This window comes from Cerasibacillus sp. JNUCC 74 (genome assembly GCF_053667775.1).
Window position 1 is genome coordinate 2546670 of the sequence record NZ_CM132207.1, and the last position, 23398, is coordinate 2570067.

Annotated in this window: 19 protein-coding genes and 1 pseudogene; 3 read left to right on the forward strand and 17 right to left on the reverse strand. The window is 33.7% G+C overall.

Annotated features, from left to right (window positions below):
* Positions 1–433: 433 nt before the first annotated feature.
* Positions 434–1273 (reverse strand): hypothetical protein, encoded by an 840-nt coding sequence (locus JNUCC74_RS11405; RefSeq protein ID WP_454065444.1) that lies wholly within the window; start codon positions 1271–1273, stop codon positions 434–436.
* Positions 1274–3259: 1986 nt separating this feature from the next.
* On the opposite strand from JNUCC74_RS11405, the gene JNUCC74_RS11410 reads away from it, so the two are divergent.
* Positions 3260–3943: an isochorismatase family protein gene (locus JNUCC74_RS11410; RefSeq protein ID WP_454065445.1), complete on the forward strand. Its 684-nt coding sequence runs from the start codon at positions 3260–3262 to the stop codon at positions 3941–3943.
* A gap of 513 nt (positions 3944–4456) precedes the next feature.
* Here JNUCC74_RS11410 and JNUCC74_RS11415 read toward each other — a convergent pair.
* The 10 genes from JNUCC74_RS11415 to JNUCC74_RS11460 form a co-directional block, all read right to left on the reverse strand.
* Entirely contained in the window at positions 4457–4774 is a 318-nt protein-coding gene (locus JNUCC74_RS11415) for a hypothetical protein (protein ID WP_454065446.1), read from the reverse strand.
* Between the two features lie 388 nt (positions 4775–5162).
* Positions 5163–5990, reverse strand: coding sequence for a metal ABC transporter permease (locus tag JNUCC74_RS11420; RefSeq protein ID WP_454065447.1), 828 nt, complete (start codon positions 5988–5990; stop codon positions 5163–5165).
* The gene (locus JNUCC74_RS11425; RefSeq protein ID WP_454065448.1) at positions 5983–6618 is read right to left on the reverse strand and encodes a metal ABC transporter ATP-binding protein; all 636 of its coding nucleotides are present in this window, start codon (positions 6616–6618) and stop codon (positions 5983–5985) included. The genes JNUCC74_RS11420 and JNUCC74_RS11425 overlap by 8 nt, the downstream gene beginning before the upstream one ends.
* A 59-nt stretch (positions 6619–6677) precedes the next feature.
* Positions 6678–7673: a metal ABC transporter substrate-binding protein gene (locus JNUCC74_RS11430; RefSeq protein WP_454065449.1), complete on the reverse strand. Its 996-nt coding sequence runs from the start codon at positions 7671–7673 to the stop codon at positions 6678–6680.
* A 1002-nt stretch (positions 7674–8675) separates the two neighbouring features.
* On the reverse strand, positions 8676–9158 hold the full coding sequence (locus tag JNUCC74_RS11435; RefSeq protein WP_454067886.1) for an ABC-2 transporter permease: 483 nt from the start codon (positions 9156–9158) through the stop codon (positions 8676–8678).
* Positions 9159–9304: 146 nt separating this feature from the next.
* A complete protein-coding gene (locus JNUCC74_RS11440) occupies positions 9305–9580 on the reverse strand; it encodes a hypothetical protein (protein ID WP_454065450.1) in 276 nt (91 codons plus the stop codon).
* A 60-nt stretch (positions 9581–9640) separates the two neighbouring features.
* A complete protein-coding gene (gene bla, locus JNUCC74_RS11445) occupies positions 9641–10537 on the reverse strand; it encodes a class A beta-lactamase (RefSeq protein ID WP_454065451.1) in 897 nt (298 codons plus the stop codon).
* Between the two features lie 1594 nt (positions 10538–12131).
* Complete coding sequence (locus tag JNUCC74_RS11450; protein ID WP_454065452.1) at positions 12132–13292, reverse strand: glycerate kinase; 1161 nt, start codon at positions 13290–13292, stop codon at positions 12132–12134.
* A gap of 61 nt (positions 13293–13353) precedes the next feature.
* Complete coding sequence (locus JNUCC74_RS11455) at positions 13354–14622, reverse strand: GntP family permease (protein ID WP_454065453.1); 1269 nt, start codon at positions 14620–14622, stop codon at positions 13354–13356.
* Positions 14623–14765: 143 nt separating this feature from the next.
* On the reverse strand, positions 14766–15902 hold the full coding sequence (locus JNUCC74_RS11460; RefSeq protein WP_454065454.1) for a CdaR family transcriptional regulator: 1137 nt from the start codon (positions 15900–15902) through the stop codon (positions 14766–14768).
* Positions 15903–18265: 2363 nt separating this feature from the next.
* On the opposite strand from JNUCC74_RS11460, the gene JNUCC74_RS11465 reads away from it, so the two are divergent.
* Positions 18266–19207, forward strand: coding sequence for a lytic polysaccharide monooxygenase (locus JNUCC74_RS11465; protein WP_454065455.1), 942 nt, complete (start codon positions 18266–18268; stop codon positions 19205–19207).
* A gap of 256 nt (positions 19208–19463) precedes the next feature.
* Here JNUCC74_RS11465 and JNUCC74_RS11470 read toward each other — a convergent pair whose 3' ends face one another.
* The 6 genes and pseudogenes from JNUCC74_RS11470 to JNUCC74_RS11495 form a co-directional block, all read right to left on the reverse strand.
* Positions 19464–19817 (reverse strand): hypothetical protein, encoded by a 354-nt coding sequence (locus JNUCC74_RS11470; protein WP_454065456.1) that lies wholly within the window; start codon positions 19815–19817, stop codon positions 19464–19466.
* Positions 19818–20067: 250 nt separating this feature from the next.
* A complete protein-coding gene (locus JNUCC74_RS11475; protein WP_454065457.1) occupies positions 20068–20295 on the reverse strand; it encodes a hypothetical protein in 228 nt (75 codons plus the stop codon).
* Between the two features lie 133 nt (positions 20296–20428).
* On the reverse strand, positions 20429–20899 hold the full coding sequence (locus tag JNUCC74_RS11480) for an SAR2788 family putative toxin (RefSeq protein ID WP_454065458.1): 471 nt from the start codon (positions 20897–20899) through the stop codon (positions 20429–20431).
* Positions 20868–21224, reverse strand: coding sequence for an SAR2788 family putative toxin (locus JNUCC74_RS11485; protein WP_454067887.1), 357 nt, complete (start codon positions 21222–21224; stop codon positions 20868–20870). The genes JNUCC74_RS11480 and JNUCC74_RS11485 overlap by 32 nt, the downstream gene beginning before the upstream one ends.
* A complete protein-coding gene (locus JNUCC74_RS11490; protein ID WP_454067888.1) occupies positions 21209–21655 on the reverse strand; it encodes a S8 family serine peptidase in 447 nt (148 codons plus the stop codon). The genes JNUCC74_RS11485 and JNUCC74_RS11490 overlap by 16 nt, the downstream gene beginning before the upstream one ends.
* A pseudogene (locus tag JNUCC74_RS11495) lies at positions 21643–21855 on the reverse strand (S8 family serine peptidase); the annotation flags it as partial. The gene JNUCC74_RS11490 and the pseudogene JNUCC74_RS11495, both read right to left, overlap by 13 nt.
* 800 nt (positions 21856–22655) lie before the next feature.
* On the opposite strand from JNUCC74_RS11495, the gene JNUCC74_RS11500 reads away from it, so the two are divergent.
* Positions 22656–22880, forward strand: a complete 225-nt coding sequence (locus JNUCC74_RS11500; RefSeq protein ID WP_010651078.1) for a helix-turn-helix domain-containing protein — start codon at positions 22656–22658, stop codon at positions 22878–22880.
* Positions 22881–23398: the final 518 nt, after the last annotated feature.

Here is a 23398-nt window from a genome sequence, read left to right on the forward strand (position 1 = left end):
ATAGACGAATGAAATCAAGATAAAGCTCAAATGTCATTTCCGACTGTATGGGCCATTAACTTTTAAACATGTAGAAGTGCCATATTATTGCAATAAGATTTACTTTATAACTAGGTTAACAGTAATATCTTCTCTTGCTATAAAAACATTTAGATTTCTTGACCTTGTGAGATTTGTACTTCACCTTAGTTTGATCATCCACTAGCCAAAAACCTTCTACTTTTTATAAAAGACAATCCGTTTTTAATAAACGGATTTTAAATTAAGTGCAAAGCTAAAATATATGGTTTATATAAAACCGATAGTAACTCTTATAGTCTACTTATGTTTTGTCTTATGTGGCGATTTTTCTTTATTTTGAACTAAGCAATCCATTTTTTTTTAAACTTTTTTCGATGGAAATAGTATAGAAGGATGTTAGAAAGTTAAAGTTTCATATTTTTACGTCTTCTTGTTTCCCATCTTGAATTGAAATAGTAGAGTTATCTTCAGCACTTTTAGATTCCTTTTGTGCCTTACCATTTTCCGTTTTCTCTGTTCTGTTATTAACATTATCTAAAGTATTGATGCTTACCTCTTTATCCTTCTTAATAGCAATTGATATGTCGTTATTTATTTCACTAGACATCTTTAACATTTTTGCATTTAAACCTTCAGCCTTTCTTTTTAATACGGCAGAGCGTATAGAATCAGTATGTTCCCACCCTTTCGCTTCTCTTCTTAAAGTTATTTGCGCATTTTTCAAACTAGTAAAATGGGTTGTCATATGGCTGGCGTGCAAAATGGCTCTCATCGTAGGGGAAGAAAAGAAAGTTTCCTCTTCAGGCACCGTAATTGAGTTGATTTCACTTTGTTGTTCTTTACTTTTCTGCTTTTCTTTTTTACTTTCTTTATTCACCATACCTAATGCTTTTCGCTGATCCTCAAGCTGAAGACTCCATATTTGTTCTTCTAATTCTTGAATTTGTTTATCAATATCTTCAAGTTGAGAGTGTATAACTCCTGCACTCATTCCTTTATCCAAGGAATTACTTATAAAATTAATACGCTTTTCATCTAAAGCTTGTTTTTGCTTCTGTAAGTGATCGATCATTAAATTGTTCGATTTTGTCATACTATTATTAAAAGCTTGTAACGCATAATTGCTAATCGTAACTGTATCTTTACTTTTTGCATTGTCTTGTACACTTGTTTTTATTAAAGGTCGTGTAATTATATGATTGTGATTAGCAGCTTTAACTACTAGATTTGCTGATAAAAAAGATGTATGCATGTACATAATACCCCCTTCGAATTAATGATATTATTCCTTTTTTATAATATCGGACAAAAATCGATTTAATGTAGAAATTCAAAGGTTTTGTCATTGTCTACTATCATGCTAAATACACAATATTAGATATTATAAACAAATGATATACTGATGCATTATTTCCGCCTCACTTTCCGTTCATTTTATTTTTATCAATAGAATATAAGGTTGGTGTAATTAGAGAGTTTTTAAGCTTAATATTCTAAGGTTCCATTATTACACCACTCTTCTGTTTGTCTGTTATAGTAGGAATCTATCACGTTGAAAGATGGTGAACGTACGATTTTATCAGTCAAAAATCTTACTGTCACCTACAGGAACAAGCACAGTAAAAGATTTAACATTCTCAATCAAACAAGTAAAGGCATTTAGCTTACTAGGAGCAAATGGATCTGGAAATCCACTAGCATCGCAGCCATCTTAGGTGTTAAGTGCGTCAAAAACTTTTTATGTAAAAGAATAAATAAAAAAGAAAGACCTTTTCTTGTGAAATTAAATCACTATAACACAACTTATAGAAAAAGAAGTCTTCCATACAACAGATATTTTTAAAGATCTACTCAAAAATTTAAAATTTACCTACATTTTTCACTTTGCGAAGGCGATCCAATAGGATAAATATTTTGTTATTCATCTCTTTCATAAAGGTGTTACTAGAAACGATTTCGAATATGACCTAAATAACAGTTTTTCAGAACAAGGAACCTATTTGATTTTAATATGGAAAAGTGAAATTCTATTTCTGAATCACATCTTCATTTTCAAGAAAATTTCTATCAAAGCATTCTAACTCAAAGTTGTATTCGAGCATTTTATACTTTGAGTGCGGAAACCATCCGTAGTCAAATATTTTTCTAATCCCATGAATCGAACCTTGAGACTTCATCACTGCATATTCGTTACTTTTCATCCATTAGAAATTAGAGAAACTTCATTAACTTCCACACCAGTAAAATAAACAAATCGATCACCTTGATAATACCCCTTCGGAAAAAAATTATTCCAAACGCCGTCTCTGAGTCGACTTTTGAAAGCATCTATTTTATTCTCTCATTTAATCTCTCCCATAGTTTTCCTCAAGAGCTTATAAATACAACAGTTTTTTTACGGCACTAAAAAAATGCTAACCATTGCATAAAAACGTTATGTGAGTTTGCAGATTTATTCTTGCATATATATTTAAACCATTGAAACACATTCCTTGTAATCTTACTTTTTTTATATACTGAATAAAATCCATTGGAAAAACATTTCGAAACCAATATTTATAAGTCGGCCCATCTTTTTAGTCTGGTTTTAGACAAGAAACTACATGATGTTAGTATGATTTATAAAACAATTACATATGTATTTATATAGTTTTAAGTATTTTGCTCCCGAGAGGTATTTTATTCCAATTGAAACTATAGGTTTATATAGAGACACTAATTTAATAATTTTATGATAAGTATTTCCTGACTTGCTAAATACCCGGTAGAAATGATCCTGCGTTCCTTACTTAAAGATGAATTAGTTATCCGTACTTTTGAGTATCAATCCGTATATAACCATAGTTAAATACCATATCCTCAGAGTCCAGTACGCTTAATGATGAATCTATGCAAAGTTATTCGAACATCAGGGGGATTTATTTAGAGAAAACACGTTTAGTTTAATATTGATTTTGCCAGGGAAAGAGAGAAAGAAATAGCTAGTAAAACGAAAACTTTAAAGGGGGTGATGGCCAAGCAGCAACTAAAAAACTTTAAATCAGACCGTAAAACAAAAGAATGGACCTATAATATTAGAGGTGAGTAATGGTATCGATCATGTAAAACTAGTTTTATTAGAGTAAATCGTTTTCCTTTATTAAGGGGTATATCACTATATCCCTAGTTAACCGATTAATAATTCAAAGCTTTGTTTTGCTCTGAGAGAATAATTTTAGAAAATCAGGAGGAATAGTTAATGACAAATAAAAAAAATAACGTATTTATTGACCCAAGTGATGCTGCTCTTTTATTCATTGACCACCAGAGTGGTTTGTTCCAAACAGTTAACGATATGGATGTGTCTACTCTGCGTAGAAATGTAATTGCTTTAGCAAAATTAGCAAAGTTAACCGAGTTACCCACTATTACTACCGACTCTGTACCTCAAGGTCCTAATGGCCCTTTAATTCCTGAAGTCGAAGAAATTCTACCAGATTTGGTATATGTATCACGTGACGGGGAAATTAATGCTTGGGACAATCCTGATTTTGTAAAAGCAGTAGAAGCAACTGGTAAACAAACCTTAATAATTGCAGGTACTCTTACAAGTGTTTGTATGGCATTACCGACTTTATCTGCACTTGCTGAAGGTTACAAAGTATACACTGTTGTCGATGCATCAGGTAACTGGAGTAAGATGGCCACAGATATTACACTTGCTCGTATTGTACAAGCCGGAGCTATTCCAATTGACACATTAGCTGTAATATCTGAAATTCAAAAAACATGGAATCGTCCAGATACAATGGAGTTTGCCAGTATCTATTCAGAGATCATGCCAAATTATGGCCTACTCATGGAAAGTTACCAAAGAGCTTACAACGAAGGTCAAGCATCTGATGATAGCAAAAAAGAGAACCCTTTAAATCCCGAGGTGTAGACAATAACAAAAGTATTTTACACGTGATGGACCTACGCATGCCGAGCGAAAGTAAGATGGGGCTTGTCCCAATTCCTTAAAAGCCTTGCACAGTGCTAAGGAGATGGACGTATGGAAAAGGACTTTTAATTTTAAATAAAAAATTCTAATGAAAGCTTACTGTCGATAGATCATAGAGGATTGAATAAAAGAGGAGCTATGAATGTCTTAGCCTTAGCACGTTCATTTTTTCAGGAAAGAAAAGGGGCTTCGAGAACGGGTACTACAAGTTAATTGCAACAACAATGCACCAAAATTGCTGATTATGCATTAATCAGCATCTAAAACAAAGTGTGTCTATCTAAACTAGGAGCCCTATTAATTTTGTAGACGGGTACAACGTATCGTCAGAAAATATCATTCGCTCCATCTTTAAGAAGGTTAAATGGTTGTTATTATAAAAAACTAGTAGCACAAGCAAAAAGTTAACTGCTAAGTATCCAAAGTATTACTCCAATTCAAAATCCAGATTGTTTAATAATCTAGTTGCCGCAAATATAAAATTATTTCATCTTTATTTTTTTTCTTCAGTTTATATTGTCGTAATTTACTTTCTATGGTCTTTATTTCGTCGGGCTTATTACTAAATTTATTGGCTATTTGATAAAACAGCTCTGCTAAAGTGTTGGCAGTACCGGCTGAACCTAATTCAAAGCCTAAAGTTTCTTTTTCAGAAAGTGTGGAATCTGCTAATTTTATGACTTCATTTTTATAATCCCCTTTAATCAATATATAGGGTTCCTTATTTTTTAAAGCTATTAGCAGATCATTCTTATTAGTAGCTTCAAACACAGAATCACTTCCCCTTATATCTTTTTCATCGTTAACGGCTTTCTCTAAAATTGTAAACGTATATTCTTAGTAATCTATGACTAACTCTAAAGATTTATTTATATGTTTAGTAATATTGCTACATACAGTTTAGTATCCTATTGCATAACAGTCAAATATGTCTGATAATTATGGGCTCATAATTTATACTCCTCTTCATATTTAGCAACGTTAGAATTATAACAAATTCACCTCTTCAGACAATATTAATCTAAAGAGGTGATCTTCTTTTACAGCAAAGAGCTTTTCAAATATAATTTAAAATCCAAAAAGTTCCAATTTACATAACATTGGATACAACGATCCAATCCTTTTGTGTTTTCTGTACCTTGAAATAACCACTAAAACATTACAGAAGTTTATTCTCCATTCTTTTGAAGATAAATTCTTTTAAGCTTGTATAAAATAAAGTTACGATCATCATTATCACCATCCATAAAGCTATACTTGCTCCTGAAGGAGTTCCAAATTTATATGAACTAATTAAGCCTAAATAAGTACATATAATAGAAATAATACTTGCTATTACAAAAATTAATTGAAATCGTACGGTTAACTTACTCGCAATGGCAGCCGGTAAAATAATAACTGCTGAAACAAGAAGCATCCCAATCATCGGTATTGTCATAGATATAAACAGCCCAACTACCGCACTAAAAGAGAAGGAAAAAAGTTTTACAGGAATACCAACAACTCGAGCAGCATCTTCATGTATAATCATGGTATAAAGAGCACGTTTTGTAACTAAAAAGTAAAAAAGCAATCCTATTACTAAAATAATAAAATAAAGAATTTGGTGAGACGTTACAGTAACAATAGACCCAAATAAATATTGGTTCATGGTTTTCGTACCATTGGGACTTAGTGTCATTAAACAAAGCGCTAAAGATAAGCCAGCAGCCATCATGATAGCAATTGAAACATCTGAATAACTTTTAAAACGATATCGTAGCATTTCAATTATTAGGCTTCCTAGTATAACTACAATTACACTCATCCATTCCGGTTTATTTCCTAATAATAAACCCGTAGCTATACCCGCTAAAGCTATATGGCTTAAGGTGTCTGCGATAAGAGATTGCCTTCTCATAATAAGGAACACACCAATTGTTGGGGCAATAAGAGCAATTAACGTGCCAGCTAATAAAGCTCTTTGCATAAATATTAGTTCAAACACATTCTCGCCTTCTTTCCAGTAGAATAGTTTGATCTACATAGTTTTTTAATTCTTCCCATTGATGAGAGATAATAATAACGGTAACCGTAGGACATAAACTTTTTAAAAGCAGATAAAAACTTTTTCTAGTATCATGATCCATTCCAATAGTTGGTTCATCTAACAACAATATCGTTGGGTTAGACATTAAAGCCCTTGCTACGCAGGCTTTTTGTTTCTGTCCTCCTGATAATTTACCAATAGGATATGATTTAAATTCTTTTAATCCAAAATGATGAAGTAAGTTTATGGTTTTCTGACGGTCACTTTTCGATATTTTGTTATACCATTTTTTTACAGTCCAAACACCAGAAAGCACAAATTCAAAAACCGTACTTGGAAAGTCCTCTTCAATGGAAGAAATTTCTTGAGGTATATAGGCTAAACGTGCATTTCTAGTCATCACTCTCTGACCCCTCCACGGTTTTAAAATACCTAATAATAGCTTCATTGATGTTGTTTTAGCTGCACCATTTTCTCCTACTATAGCTACAAATTGCCCTAATTGGATTGAAAAAGAAAGATTTTTTATTACAACATTTTTGTTATACCCAAAAGTAACATTGTCAAGACCAATAACATTCTTCATTTTTATAAAAACCCCTATCTCTTCTGCTTAAGGCACATTACGTATTTATTTCAGAGATTCTACTTCAAAGCCTTTGCTAATACTTGCAGATTTTTTTCCATGATACTAATATAAGTTTCACCATTCTGTATCTCTTCATCACTTAAGCCTTCTAAAGTACTTAATACTGCCGTTTTAGCTTGCAGTTCATTGGCTAATGTTTCCGCTACTTTGGAGGAAGCATTTTCTTCAAAGAAAATCGTTTTAATATTATGTTTTTTCGCAAACTCTTTTAACTCTTTCAATTGTTTTGCACCTGGTTCATTATCTGGAGATAATCCAGCAATAGGAATTTGCTTTAAACCATATGAATCAGCTAAGTATCCAAAAGCTGCGTGTTGTGTAATAATTTCTTTATTTTTCACACTCTTTAGGACCAACTCATATTGTTCATCTAATTTTTTCAGTTTTTTTAAATATTGTTTCGTGTTTTGCTCATATGTTTTTCTATTCGCCGGATCAATTCTAATAATTTTTTTAGAAATATTTTCTACTTCTAACATTGCCATTTTAGGACTTAACCATAAATGTGGATCAAACTCGTGAGAATGCTCTTCTTCATGGGAATGCCCTTCACCATGTGAATGTTCTTCTTCATGGGAATGCCCTTCTTCATGAGAGTGTCCTTCAGTTAAAAATGGCAATAGTTCAATTCCTTCAGAAGCATTGATCAATTCTAGTTCTTCGGTATTTACTGCTTGTTGAACTTCGTCAATCCATGTTTCCATATTTTCATTGTTATATACTAATCCGTCTGCTTGCTGAATGTTGGCTAAGTCCTTTGCCGTAGGCTCAAAATCGTGCGGTTCAACTGTTGTAGGAATCAACATGGAGATATTTGTTTTGTCCCCTACAATTTCTTTTGTAAACTCATACATAGGATAAAAAGTTGTTACAATGTTTAGCTTATTTTCTTGGTCTTGACTCTTATTTTGCGATTCATTTGAACCAGAATGACATCCCGCTAAAATTATAGATATCGTAAATAATACGGCAGTAATTATTTTTTTTCTCATTCTATTCTCCCCTTTAAAATTTGATTATTTTTTATTAACTCTTGTCTAGTTAGGCTTCTGTAATTCGTCATTACATAACCTCAAAATAGGCTCGTTTAATAAATTCTTCATTCAAAAACTGTTTTAGTTATTTCCTTTTTAATCCTACTTTGATCATTTTTAAAATGATGAACCAAGCCATAGAAAAATATATATATTTTGATTTTGTTCAATTAGTAGTTTAACTTTTTAAAAGTATTGATTGAATATACACAATGATCTTAATTAAATCCTTTATTCGTTTATCAAAACATGTTCCCCTACTTATCTGCTCTCTATAATCCCGAACTCTTCTTCATTTTCCATTTATAAATAGTAATTGTTACGATTTAAAAGTGTAAAAAAATTCCTGTTATAATGTTGTTGCTAATACAATCTTGCACTTTCATTGAAATCTGATATAATCCATGCATAAATTTTCACATGCGAAGTAAATTTCATCAAATATATTCTGTTTCCATAATATTAATTGTAATTACATCAATCATAGATCCCCTCCTTCAAAATCGTAATCATTACGTTTTAAAAGATTATACTAACGATTATAGTTTGTCAAGTTGTTTCTAAAGGAAATTTATTTTATCTTACTGGCTCAGTAGCTTGCTTGTGTTCTCAAACTATGAGGGCTTTATTTTCATATGCTTCTTAGATGCTTACTATTATGTTGCATTATACGAGGGAAGTATATAATATAATTTGGAATGCCATTCTCTTTTGATGAGTAACTTCATAAAAAAATGGTTTCTAAATCAGTTGTATATTTGACTTGTTGAAGTCTTTATTCGAATAAAAATCACTACGCATTCCGTTGGGACATACAGGATGGAGAGCTTTTGACGAGACATAGGAAGATGATTGAAGTTGCTAATCACTCAAGCTAGAGAGAGAAACAAAGATATTCCACCATGCAGAAAAGAAAAAGATTATCCAACATTAAAATATACTGGATAATCTTCTTCCTAATTAGTATTGCTTTTTCTTTATTATAGTTACTGCTAAAATATAACTAACACCTAACCATATTATTATAAATACTGGAAGCATAAATAATAATTGGTTTAATTTCTCTCCTGTAAATATAATACCTGAATTAGTTAGTTTTTTTACAACAAAAGCGATAACGGCTCCAGGAATAACATAGCTTAGAATTAAAAACATCCTTGCTTTTTCTGCCCCAAACTTTAGTAACATTACAATTGAGTTAGTCCCAAAAAATAACGCTACTGAAATACTCACTATTATAATTCTGCCAAGTTCTTTTACGCCCATTGTTTTAAACATATCAAATTGGTTGAACATAAGTGCTACTAAACATCCTAAAATAATTGAAAGTATTATCCCAATCATTGTAAAGATAAACAGTGTAATAAATTTTCCCTTTACGATATCTTTGCGCTCAATCGGAAAGGGAATGGCAAATTGCTCCCATTTACAGCTATGGTCAATGGCAAATGAAGTGGTTCACCATACTACATATTACTGAACCAGCAATAATATAACCAATGAGACTTTGAGTCGGTACAATAGCTACTGCGAGAATTAACATCATCATCAATAATCCTCGACCATTATTTAGAACATTATACAAATCTTTAATGACTAGTCCTTTCTTGTCGTCTCTCTCCTTTTAAATAAATCGCCATCATATCATCAATGGAATTCCCATCTATGGTTAACTCTGGATATGCCTCTTTCATATCAGGCGCATTAATGATCACGACTTCATACATAGAATTTGATTTTTGATAAGCAAATACGACGTTTTCCGGAATGAGTTGAAACTGCTTTTCTGAACAACGCACAATACCATAGTGATACAACAATTCGTCTTTATTTAATTGCAAAATAATTTTTCCATTATGAATCATAACAATATAATCTGCAATTCGAAGTTTTAGGAGAAACAGAAGATTATGAGCGAAAATTATTTACTTTAAGATGCTAATTACTTTCTCAGTCGCTTTTGCGATAAGTTCATCGTTTGCTTCGGCATCTTCTTCATCTTGGCTGGAAAAAACAGCGAGAATAATAGGGTCTTCGTTAGGTGGCCAAATGATACCTATGTCATTACGGGTTCCATAAGACGCTGACCCTGATTTATCGCCAACTTCCCATCCTTTAGGGACTCCTGCCCGGATTAAATTATCTCCTGTTGTATTTCGCTTTAGCCAATCCACCAACAAATCCTGTTTCTCTTTTGTCAGAGCATCTCCAATAGTGAAAGAAAGCAGGCTGGTCGCAAGTGCTCTAGGAGTACTCGTATCTCGTGTTTCCCCTGGCTTTACCTGATTTAAATATGGTTCAATTCTTTCTGGGTTAGTCACATCGTCCCCCATGTCACGCAGTGCTTTCTTAAATCCTTCTGGCCCACCTATCTGTTCTAATATGTGGTTAGCTGCGGCGTTATCGCTATATCGAATCGAAGCATCACTAATTTCCCTCCACGTCATCTGTTCACCTACATGTTTTTCAGTAATTGGGTTATAATTTACAAGATCATCTTCTTCGATCAGAATACCTTCCTCCAGCTTATTTATATCATTCTGCTGCAACAAAACCCCTACTGAAAGCACTTTATGCGTGGAAGCATAAGCAAACCGATCTTCTGCTCGATAAGATACAATTTGATTAGTACCAGTATCCAGTGCGTAAATACCGAGTTTCGCATCGTATTCTTCCTCTAGCATACGGAATATTTTTTTTTCATTTGACGCTTTCCTTACTTCCTTTGATTCATCACTACTTACTTTCATCTCTTTGTCTACACAACCAACAAGAGCTACAAAGATAAAGAGTAAAGCAATAACTTTCCGTTTACGTAGCATATTTATCAAACCCTTTCCCTTTTCATTTTTTTGCTAAGCTATACATATAAATCAAAAAGCAATTAGTCTTTTTACTGAAAATCACCTCTTTGCAGTACATTATTATCATGTAAAGATATAGAATGAACCTTCAATCAGTAAGGCTTTTCCTTCATTCCTAACATCAAAGGCTGTAATCGCAACGTCCTTGAAAAAACTATTTTTTCTGTGTGCGATGCCTAGTCATGGGGTCTTTCTTGTCTCTGAAAAAAGAAAATCTATTTTTCGTGTACAGTGTGATGCTGTCGAAGCTTTTCTGATTCTATGAAAATCGGTTTTTAGGTACCCTGATCCGTCACTAAACTTCTTCGTATTAACTTGTGAGGCAAGAGTATTATAGTCACTTTAGATGTGGGATCAAATTTGATTACATTTGTAGTCTAATATTACATATGTAGTCCTGATTGTCAATTAAAATAAAAAACACACAATGCAAAAATGCTTTACTGATTTCCAAATCAAGGTAACATGATCCTTAAGGAGTGGAGTGGGATGAGAGTGAGGGTCGGATACAAAGTGCTATTAAATACATAATGTTTACGTCTTACTCTGTATCCGGTATTCGAAAATCTTATATATGAATGAGACGGACACACAACACCATCATATTATTAATCAACTATCAGTTCTTTTTTGTCTTAGATACAGTGGGAACATATTGAATGAAACAATTAAACGAAATGTTGAACAATAACAACAAAAAGAGTGAATGCTATGTCTTAAGCGATACTGTTAAAGTCAAATTGCCTTAAACAAAAAAACAGGCTTCTATTTTGCAGGAGATGAACCAATCGTATTTTTCTGTCATCAACTACTTGCGTCTGAAAGGCTTGCTGCAAAGAAAAGCAAAAAAATCAAGTAAGGATATTTTTGCTTCTTTGCTCATTGCTGTTAAAAACCAGGCTTTCAAGGATATTAAAAAGTATGTTTAAAAAAGAAAAGTAAAGTACATAACTTTGTTCCTGTCTTGAAAAAAATGGTTTGTATATGGGATAACGAAAAACTTTTGACTTTCCGTACATCTCAATGCTAATTATGGTTGATAAAAAATGAAGAAAACAACCATTCGTGTTTGATAAGGATAATCGTAACTTTGATTTGCTGAAACACAAATTAGGCACACTCCGGTATTTAACATAAAGCATTTTCCCTAATGACTTTTCATCTCACCGTAATTTACATTGCAAACAGCTGTATCATCTTCCTAATCAATCTTCAACGTCTTTATAAAATTAATAAATGTCTTGTTCTGCAAATAGATTTTTTTACTCTTCTATCTTTACCGTTCGTGACTTAGACCCTAGAAATTATGCCTATACTGGGTAAACCCATAAAGAGGCTGAGCCAAAAGTATTTTCGTCAAAGAAAAATCCGAACAATGATTCAAAAGTCTTCAGTTAGAATTCGAATTAGTTTGGATTTCTCTTTTTATAAGCTTCCTTATTCAGATAAACATTTGCATTTAGAGTTGATCTTTTTAATTATGTCGGGTCTCACTAAAATAACATTTTCTTTTTCTTCTCTTATGCCCAATTAAGCACCACACCAAGTGCGTTCATTCGACACAACTCGGTAAGTGACAGATACTGGCTACATTCCGTGCTACTCCTTCGAGGAATTCTACACCGTTCATGATAGCTTCTTCGAGTTGGCATGGTCCAGGAGTGATGCTGAACGCCGCATCAATACCGTGCTCAAAAACTGCTTCGTAACCCTTTCCTAGTGTACCGCAAAGGGCAATCACTTTTGGTACACCGTTTTGTTTTGCAGCTTTTGCTACTCCAATTGGTGTTTTTCCATAGATCGTTTGTCCATCCATCCTTCCTTCCCCAGTTATTACTAGATCAGCATTTTTCACACGATCAAAAAAGTTTGTTTCTCTTAACACAATATCAATTCCCCGTGTTAATTTAGCATCAAGTACCGCTAATAACCCCGCACCAAGACCCCCTGCAGCACCTGCACCAGGAATATCCTTCACATCCTTTCCGGTAGTTTTAGAAATTACTTCATGAAAATTTCGTAATGCATCATCTAATTGAACAATGATTTCCTCCGTTGCACCTTTTTGTGGTCCGTAAATGGCACTTGCCCCATTAGGCCCAAGGAGCGGATTATCGACATCGCACGCAACCTCCACCTCTACAGTCTTTAAGCGCGGATCTAAATTTGAAAGTTCAATTTCAGTTAGATCGATTAATGCTCCACCACCTCGAGCTAGTGTCTTATTTCCGCTACCATAAATGATGCCACCAAGAGCCTCAATCATTCCTGCACCGCCATCATTTGTTGCACTACCACCAATTCCTAGTATAATTTTAGATACGCCTTTATCCAAGGCTGCCTTCATTAATTCCCCTGTACCAAATGTTGTTGTTTTTAATGGATTACGCTTTTCTTTCGGGACAAGATGAAGACCAGATGCTTCAGCCATTTCGATGATAGCTGTTGATCCATCACCAGAAATCGCATACGTTGCTGTTACCATTTTGCCTAACGGTCCAGTTACCTCTTTTTCGTAGAGCGTTCCCTCTAATCCATCTGCTAAAGATTGGGTTGTTCCCTCACCACCGTCCGCCATCGGTATTAAATCAATTTCAATAGAATCTTGGTAAACAGAGCGAAATCCACGTTCAATAGCCTTCGCTGCTTGTTTTGCTGTCATGCTTTCTTTAAATGAATCCGGAGCTATTACAATTTTTGTTTTTGCGTTCATAATCTCTCTTCCTTTCTGTCCTTGCTGAAACAAGCATACTTACAACAACCAATCTAACTGTCTATAAAAACCACTGGAAGACACCGTAAATCAACGTTGAAACCACCGCCATCGTTATACCAACTAATGATTCATATGGGATTAGTTTCAAACGTTCTTCAATTTGCATTCCAACACTTCCTGCAGTTGCGTGAAAGAAACTACCATGTGGCATATGATCAAGCACTGTTGCACCTGCATGGATCATTGCTGCCCCGGCCAAACCTGCTACCCCTGATTCTAGAATCGTATTTCCGAAAACACTACTTGCTACAGCAGAACCTGCTGTTGTAGATGCTGTTGCCGCTGACATGAACACACCTGAGATTGGTGCTAAGGCAAATGCTGGTAAACCTAAGTTTTCCAAAATCCCGACTAAAGCCGTGTCCAGTCTTGAATTAGTAATTATCCCTGCTACTGCCCCTGTTCCAATTAGCAAGATTGCAACCGGTGCCATTTTAGCTAATCCGCTCTTTATATACTCATTCGTGCTACACCATTTCCCCATTGCCACAACGCCTACTAAACCGCCTACCGGTAATGCAATCATTGGATCAACATTTATATTAAATAGCGGTCGTAACACAAGTAACAAAATGGCTACAATTGGAGCTAGTGCAGCTGTATATATAGAAGGTAAAGATTCAACTGTAGATTGCTCGATTTCACTCACCTGAATAGCAGTACCTTTAGTAGAGACTCTTTTTGCTATTAGATAGGTTACAGTAAGTCCAAAAATTGCCGGAATAATCCCCGCTGCCATTACGGAAGTTAAAGATACATCAAATGCGTCAGAAACTGCAATCGTGTTCGGGTTTGGGGACATGATATTTCCAGCTTTACCTCCACCGATCATGGCAATTAGAATTGCAAACCTTGAAAGTTTTGCTTCTAATGCTATAACAAGTGCAATCGGTGCCACGGTAATAACTGCCACATCCACAAACACACCCACTGCTGTCAAGAGCATGGTTGCAATTGCCAAAGCAAGCAATGCTTTTGTCTGACCAAATTTATAAACAATTGTCTGTGCTAACTTAGATGCTGCACCTGACTCAATAAGCACTCCCGCTAATACACCAGCAGCTAAAATTCTCAGTACGGCTGGCATAATACCTTGAGCCCCATCAATCATTAGACTAACTGTTTCTACTAAGTTCGCACCACCTACAAGACCACCTACAATTCCACCAGCAACTAGTCCATAAACAGGTGGTACTTTTTTTAAAATCATGACAATTGCTACCAATAATCCAATAATTGCTCCCAATGCACTTACTTCAATATCCATTATATTTCCTCCTCGTTGATAGAATGCAGTAGTACGTTTAATACATCTATATATCTATTGTAAGTGCAAAACATATAGCGGGTCATTGTGCGAATGAACACAAAGAAGACGTTTTCATTTTTGTGTTTTATGCAAATGCACTATCATATCGATAACTGATAAAGAATTTGTCCTATTTTTAGTTCAATAAGGTCTTGTAAATTCTTTGGGTTCTTTCCAGTGATCTCATAAATCTTATCCAACCTATATGCTAATGTATTCCGATGAATAAATAACTTATCTGCAGTTTTAGCCATCTCCCCATTTTCTTTAACGTAAGTAGTAAATGTTACGTCTAATGATTTACCATCACTTGCATCCAATAGTTTTTTATAAATAGCACTAATTTTCCCCGCTTCCTCTCTTGCTTCATTTAAAAAGCGGTAACACAAAATGGATATTCCTAATGTGTGTTGATTCCAAACACCGCCTTCTGGATATAAAGCTTTTGCAGTATCTTTAATGATCTGTGCTGTTTGGAACGATTGTCTCCATCCTAAGAATCCACTTGCAAATGATCCTAATGCTATTGTTAAATTTGAGACCGGAGCATGAGGTAATTTTTTCTCTATCAATTCTTTTAATTTATCATCTGTATCTAAATATGGCATCTGTTGCTTTTTTAAGATAACAAATTGATTCGTGTACAGATGAACCATCTCGTCTCCTTTTGTTACCAAAGTCGTTGCCCATTTTTCTATTTGTTTCACCGGTTGGACATTTGTTGTATGAAAAGGAACGGAAACGAGGATAATTGCAAACGTCTCATTTGTATTTATTTTTAGTGATCGCGCCCTGTCTAATATGTACGATTTTTCTTTATCAGACCCTAATAGCAAATGGGAAATAACATCATCACGCATTCTGGCATTTCGATCTATTTCTCTTGTCAAAAAAGCCTGTTCCAACGTTAGTTCGGCTCCCATTTGCACCAATTTGGAAAAACCTCTGATCTTTTCTGGTTCACCAGTAATACCAATGACACCAACAATATCGTCGTGAAATCGAATTGGTAAGTTAATCCCAGGCTTTGTACCCTCCCACTGGTTCGCTTCACTTGAGTTAATCTCTATTGTTAATTTCTGTTCAATTGCTTTTCGCGCTCCGTTGTGAAGTTGCCCAATACGCCCGATATCTCCCGAAGCAAGAATCGTCCCTGTTCTATCCATCACATTGACATTCAAATCTAGTATAGACATGGTTCGCTTCACGATCTCTGAGGCAAGCTGCTCTGTTAACATAGGAAAGACCTCCTTCTAGATAATTAAAATATCTTTAAAATGCTCTTGTTTCTGTAAGTTTCTAGATTATGATAATTGGCATAATGGGAATAATGGATCTACTGATTTAATCAGATACAATTCCTAACCATCATCCACACTAACGGCCTAACTAGCTGTATTTGGAAAAAAACAAACGTTACCGGTACGTCTCCAAGCAACCCATGACTGCTCATCCCCCATATTTTTGCCAAATTGAGGTATATTTATAAATTATTCTACTTAGATAGCATTCATATCCTTGGAGATCATTTTAAAAATTATTTGCTGAAGAACCTATGATAGGGAATTTACAACAAGCAAATCTAAGGGGTTGTACAAGTTAGCATTCTACCATTAGAAAAAATACAAACCAAGTTAAATAAGATCCCTCCTAATTTTACTTTATTATATATGGATATCGTAATAAAGATAAAAGGAGTATATAAATACAACTCACCGAGTGAAAAATTTAGATAGATAGAGAAGAAAACAGCAATGTTGTAATATTGTTAGATACATAAGGCTTTTGTGAGGCAGCTCACTCCATTTAGAGTTATCAAGACCTAAATTGTAAAAAGTCATTAAAAATAAAAGCGAGACTAATTAGATAAAGTCAAAAGCTATGGGTGACAATTTCAATTTCCTTTTTAATAAAATTTAGGTATATAAACGAGAAACTTGATGATATATTATTTTTAAAATAAATCATCGAGCTTCTTTGTAAGTTTCACCAGTTTGCAGTAAATGGAATATAACCCTTATTAAAGTTTCTTAGCTACATGACTAAGTACTACGTTATAGCGTTTACCCTAAGATAGTTTTTTCTCATCATATACTTTGAGTGTTGAGAAAAAAATGCAATTAATCGTGAAGTATGATACACCCGCCCAGCAGAGATGTTGAATCTTACGCCTATGGGTTCCTCGTAGCGATAGGTTCTTCTGTAAGCTACATGTAAGATAAATGTTGTATCTATAAACTTCATATAAAGCGAAACTTCATCCATATGGGGTTTTTCATCCCTCAGTAACGGTTCAGTGAGCGAGTTGGGACTTAGGGACCGTTATCTCCCTTAGACTTTTTATATTGCCTTCCACTTTACAGCAGCTAATATCCAAAACAAAAAAAGAGCTTTTTAGCTCTATTATATACCCATTAATTGATTTACTTGTTGTAAATTTTTGTCATTCCGACTTGTTCCTGATCAAACTTATTAAAAATATGTAATAATTGTGGTTTGCCTTCTGATGTTAATTTCATTGTAACACCCCGACGATCTTTCCTATCATGTACTTGTTCGATAAGTCCTGCCTTTCTAATTTATCACACACATCGCCGCAGTTGCACAGGCGTTACATTACCAAACTCTGTAATCTTTGTTACCATCCACTAATGTTTAATTGCACCAGTAGAACGTGTTGACTTGGCGACAGTTTTTGCCCTTCAGCAAGCATATCTGCAAACTGTTTGAATTTATGTTGAATCTTTACAATCTCTTCTATTATTGTTTCTATATGTACCATTAAATATTTTAATAATTAAATTATTAAAAGTTACTTTCGAGAAGAGTTCCCCTTACTGAATGAACTAAAATTAATCCAACACGTATTTATGACAAACAAATATGTTATTTTGGATAATTGTTGAGTATATTTTGAATAATCCCCCTAGTAGCAATGCACCTGTTACTAGGATAATGACATATCTCGCAATATCCGTAGAAAGGGCGTGTATAGATCGTGCAGCTATTCTTAGTAATTTTAAAGTATCTTACAATCCAACAGATCGAAACGAAGCGATGAACAGAACGATTTCAAATAAAGTTCGGAAAAGTATCCATGGTATCATCCGAGTCGTGACAAGTAATAAACAGTTATTAAGGTTTTTATAGTTTTCCATCTTCTACATACAAAAATTACCCTGTTTGCAATATTCCAATAATTATTATAGATCTGAACAATTCGCATATATAGTTTTCAAATCACCTCGATCATTATTTGTTTATAAACTTGACAAGATTTATTGTAAGATCATGTTACCTTCATTTCGTAATGATAATACTGTTTTTTAAAGAATAAGTTCCACTTAATACTTCCTCAAAATATGCTAAAAAACAACATTAAAATATTAAAAAATACATTATAACCTATATTTTTTCGCCAAAAATATCAATGAAAATTAAATTAATTAGATTTTATAACAAAATCTTCACAAAAATATCATTGTAATTTCTTCTATTTTCTGTATACTTAAAAGCGAAATATTACCAACTTTATACAATAAGTTAATCATTTTCCAAAGTATATGTTGGTAATTATATGAATAGAAGGGAGAGATCAATTTTGGCGTTTAGAGTTTCACTTTCAAAATCGTTGTTTCTTTTGAGTAGTATTTTTATCGCAATTATTATTATGTTGGCATTTTCAAATGAGGTATCTGCTCATGGCTATGTCGATTCCCCTAAAAGTAGAGCGTTGCTCTGTAAAGAAGGGGGTAATAAAGGTTGTGGAGCAGTGACTTATGAACCACAAAGTGTGGAGGGACTAGGTAATTTCCCAAGTGAAGGGGTGCCTGATGGGAAAATCGCAAGTGCCGGTGGCAAATTTCCTGAACTTGATGAACAATCATCTATTCGTTGGGCAAAAAACCCGATAAAAAGTGGGATGAATACATTTACTTGGACTTTAACCGCCCCTCATGCTACAGAAAAATGGGAATATTATATTACAAAAGAGGGTTGGGATCCTAATCAGCCATTAAAGCGTTCCGATCTAGAATTATTCTGTACAGTGAATGATGGCGGAAAAGTTCCAGGATCTAAAGTAAGTCATAACTGTTCTGTACCAAAACGTACTGGGTATCATGTAATCCTTGCTTATTGGGAAGTCTATGATACTGCTAATGCTTTTTATAGTGTAATTGATGTTGATTTCGGCGGTGGTTCGAATAACCCTACTGAACCCCCAGCTGATTCAGATGAAATTGCTGCTTGGGAACCGACCAAAGTATATGTAAATGGAGATAAAGTTTCTTATAATGGTGCCATTTACCAAGCTAAATGGTGGGTACAAAATGAAAAACCTGATCAATCTCTAGCTTGGAAATTAATAAGCAGAAGTGATTCTGATAATTCCGCTGAGGATAGCCGCATCCTTCCGTGGGATCCGGACAAAATATATCTTTCCGGTGATAAAGTAATCTATAATAACGTTGTTTATCGAGCTAAATGGTGGACGCTAGGTGATACCCCTGATTCCAACATCGTTTGGGAAATTTCAGATTAATACGGTCTGACTATAATCAGCACATTATTTATGAAGGGACTCAGAATAATGTGCTGATTTGTTTATCTAAGTAAAATTTATTAGAGACAGGATTTTTACAAATTCATTTATTCCGTAGAGGCTTATTCACACTGCTAAAATTGTTATTCGAACGAATTAAAAGGCAGAAGAAAACCATTCTGGCTATTGATATAAACCCTCTTTACTTTAGAAAATTAAAATATGTTTGATTTCGTATACAAATAGTAATGATAAATCATTCATCCATAAGAAATTCTAAGTTATCTAGATCTAAGTCCAAACGTTGTAATTGTTTCAGTAAGATTTCTTTTTTTACATTTCCGTTTTCTTGAAATTTTTTTGGATAATATTCTGGATGAGCAACCATTGCTCCATTTTCAATCCATTTTTTTCGATATAATTGAAAAGCAGCATCTAACATCTCTTTAGGTGTTACAATGTAGCCTAAGCCCACTTCATGATCTTCACTAAAACCATATTCAAATCCACAGCAATCGCAAGAATCATATGAGCCTACACCATTTTCATCAAACGCTTCTTCTTCTAACCCATCATGACCACACACGGGGCAAAGGTATTTTTCATTCATTTTTTCATCTCCTTGAGCAATATTGATTGTCAAAATATTATTTGCAGCTTTTTTATTAGGATATTTAGGTTTGAAAAATGTAATAATTTTATCATCTTTAGTTAAAATTAACTATTTACTTGACAGGGGGCTATTTGACACTTACGGAGATTGACTTACAGCTTGACAATAAATATTACACTTAGACAAACTGTCTTTACAATAAACTGTTTGAATAGAATAGCTCCCTTACTGACAAGGGAACTATTCATTATAAAAAATAAAACTTTTCTATTGGTAGATTAAGACGTTTTAGCTGCTTTATAATTATTTCTCGCTTTACCTGTCCGTTATCTTGATATTCTTTAGGGTACTCCTCTGTATTCGCTACAAAAGCGCCTTCTTCAATCCATTGTTTACGATATAACTGAAAAGCAGCTTCCCTCATTTCTTTTGGAATAACAGTATAACCTAAATCCACATCATTATCTTCACTCACTCCAAACTCAAAACCACAACAACTACAATCTACAAAACTGCCATAACCGTGCTCATTATAAGGTGCTTTTTTCTAAACCGTCATACCCACATACTGGACAAATGTATGATTTGCTCATTATATCAAATCCTTCCTATTGATCTTTATAGTATTTAATTCCAAATGTTTGTATAACATCATTCTTATCTATAAATAATATTTCGTTTGTTTTCTTGTTATATTTTATTGTCATTCCATCTCTTTTTCTTTTTTTAGACAATACATTTTTACTCGTTGATCCAGCTAAACTTTGAGCTCTTCGTTTGTAACCATCTTTTGTTAGACCTTTTGGAAATTCCCGTTTATGTTTATTCCATTTAACATTTAAATTAGGAAACTTTAACTTAGATAATGTTTTACCACTAGCTTTCTTCCCATACTTTTTTGTAGCTTTATTCACAGCTTTTTTACCATATTTTTTAATAGCCCATTTAATACCATGCCTAGCTACATGAATTGCTACGACTACTAAAGGATACCATGAAGCTTGAACTTCCGCAGTATTAACATCATACTTCTCGCCAGTATCAAGATCAGTAAGAAATAGCAGTAAAATCATCTCCATTAATACTTGTTATTTCCACATTAAAGTTATAATCAATTATTTCTCCTGTATCTGTTTCTTCAATGGTTGTTAAGACAGTTGAATTTTCCCCTATCCCTAAATTAATTTTACTATCAACTTTCACATCGCTAGTATCTACATTATTGGTGACCACTATTTCATCTTTACTAGAAATATAGCTTTTGGTTTCTACTTTATCTTCCAATTCTTCTGTAAGAGAGTGATCTACTTTCTCATCTACCGTGATTAAATCATTACCTGTATGTTTATTATTATTTTCAAATGATTGCGCTTCTGCAATATGTGGAACTATGTTGCTAAATATTTAAGTAGTCCATACCCATAAGAAGGGTCCTCACTTTTTCCTTCTGGTAAGTCAGCAAACTCTATTAATTTTTGATAATAATCAATTTTATTAATTTTTTTAGCGCTTAATAGTTTGGCAATGACACCTGTGGCATGCGCAGCTGCAAAAGAAGTACCACTTAAACTTTCTTGTTTAGATAACTTTCCAGTCTTTATTGCCTGAATGTTAACACCTGGAGCTACAAAGTCTATTTTTTCCTTTGCTGCATATTTAAAGATTGTCATATTTTGATCTACTGCTAATATTGATAACACGTTTTCATATTTTGCAGGATACTCAGTATATAACCCTAATGTATTACCCGCAGCAGCTACTACAATTATTTTTTCCTTTATGGCTTTTTCTACGGCTTTCCTAAGCCTACTATCATCCTTTTCTATCCCAAAGATATATTAATAATATCTACTTTCTGATCAATGCTCCACTCAATCCCTTTTACAACTTCATCTACTGAAGTGTTTCCATTTTCATCTAACACATTAACATCAAAAATATTAGCTTGGGGATGTATTCCTTTAACAGAATCAGAGTCCCTTTCACTACCAGAAATAATACTAGCTACAGCTGTCCCATGACCAAAAGGGTCTTTGCTATTTTTAGTAGTTTTAAACCTTTTTTTACTTTAACTCTTGCTTTTTTATCATCAACTCCACTATCTACTATAGCAATTTTTACATTGCTGTTTTTTCTGGTGTCTTATTTACTTTGTTACGGGGAATGACTTTACTTATTATTAGAATGATGCCAACAAACAAAATTATAGAAATAATAGTTAAATTCTTTTTATAAACGGTATTCACCTCACTTTCACTATTTTGTAAGGTCTAGTAGACTTCTAAATTATATGTAAATAAAATTTAATTGTAAATTTTTGGATTAGATTTTGGTTTTATAAAAAATTATTACTCGGTTCTTCCTTTTGTAATTTAAAATTTCCTTTACATGTTACTTCTTTTTTTCCATTCGACTGTAACAGCCGATGTTTTCAGTCATTTATAAAAGGAGCTAACTCATAGAAAACTACGAGTACATAAAGAACAAGAACGGAAAAAGGAAATGGGGGAAAATATAAAAAATGTTGTGAGAACGTTAAATAAAATATGAATGTCCATATTGAATCATTATAATTATTGAGAGCTTGTTCAATAAACGATTCATTACTTTTAAACCATGTACACATTCCGATTGAAAATTAATTGATTTACGTCGATTCTCGTCTACACTTTTTTAAGAATATAAGTAGCAATTAGGTTACTCATTTTAAACATTTCCATTGAGATTCCTGTTACTCTTGACAAATGTACGCACCGTTTATTTGCTTCATCATAAGCTATTATTGACTAAATAATTTCCCTTGCAGCTCTATTGACAGCAAGGAGGGGTTACCATTTGAAGGATAACGAGTATAAACCGAAGCAATTACTAACTAAACGGGAAAAAGAAGTATTCGAACTATTAGTACAAGATAAGACAACTAAAGAAATTGCCCAGGAATTATTCATATCAGAAAAAACAGTTCGAAATCATATTTCAAATGCTATGCAGAAGTTAGGAGTTAAGGGGCGTTCACAGGCTGTTGTAGAGCTCCTTCGCATGGGGGAATTAAAGCTCTAAATCAACACGGCTTTCCGCTATGGAAAGCCGTGTTTTCTTGTTTAGGGTTTTATAGAGAAAGGTGTATGAAAAAAGGATAGGGTAAGATGTGTATTTTTGATTGCTTAAGAATGAACAATACTGTTGGTACAATTAAGGTGTTCTTCTAAATGATAATATTCATTCAACAAAACCTCTAACTTTACATTATATTGAGCATCTTTCTGTACATCAAGTCGTCTATTACCTGCTTTGAATGACTACCATTGGCTAATTCTAGTCGACATGTTATTTCAATGTATAAAAAACTCTCGCCACAATGAAGGTTGTATTTCCATCTGTGTATATCAACGTACTCTTTCGCATTGTATTTTTATTGTTATGAGTCTGTTAATGATGCCAGACGATACATTGATGAGATGGTATCTATTTATTTAGAAACGAACCATGCAACAGAAATGCAGGAATTGAACCAACTGTTAGATGAACAAGTGGATATTGCGTTTGTACGGAGAAGATAGCAAACATGAAGCATATAA

Coding starts and splice junctions, on each gene's coding strand:
- JNUCC74_RS11405 (WP_454065444.1), bottom strand. CDS start 1,273: ATGCATACATCTTTTTTATCAGCAAATCTAGTAGTTAAAGCTGCTAAT.
- JNUCC74_RS11410 (WP_454065445.1), top strand. CDS start 3,260: ATGACAAATAAAAAAAATAACGTATTTATTGACCCAAGTGATGCTGCT.
- JNUCC74_RS11425 (WP_454065448.1), bottom strand. CDS start 6,618: ATGAAGAATGTTATTGGTCTTGACAATGTTACTTTTGGGTATAACAAA.
- JNUCC74_RS11430 (WP_454065449.1), bottom strand. CDS start 7,673: ATGAGAAAAAAAATAATTACTGCCGTATTATTTACGATATCTATAATT.
- JNUCC74_RS11440 (WP_454065450.1), bottom strand. CDS start 9,580: ATGATTCATAATGGAAAAATTATTTTGCAATTAAATAAAGACGAATTG.
- bla (WP_454065451.1), bottom strand. CDS start 10,537: ATGCTACGTAAACGGAAAGTTATTGCTTTACTCTTTATCTTTGTAGCT.
- JNUCC74_RS11450 (WP_454065452.1), bottom strand. CDS start 13,292: ATGAACGCAAAAACAAAAATTGTAATAGCTCCGGATTCATTTAAAGAA.
- JNUCC74_RS11455 (WP_454065453.1), bottom strand. CDS start 14,622: ATGGATATTGAAGTAAGTGCATTGGGAGCAATTATTGGATTATTGGTA.
- JNUCC74_RS11460 (WP_454065454.1), bottom strand. CDS start 15,902: ATGTTAACAGAGCAGCTTGCCTCAGAGATCGTGAAGCGAACCATGTCT.
- JNUCC74_RS11470 (WP_454065456.1), bottom strand. CDS start 19,817: ATGAATGAAAAATACCTTTGCCCCGTGTGTGGTCATGATGGGTTAGAA.
- JNUCC74_RS11480 (WP_454065458.1), bottom strand. CDS start 20,899: ATGGAGATGATTTTACTGCTATTTCTTACTGATCTTGATACTGGCGAG.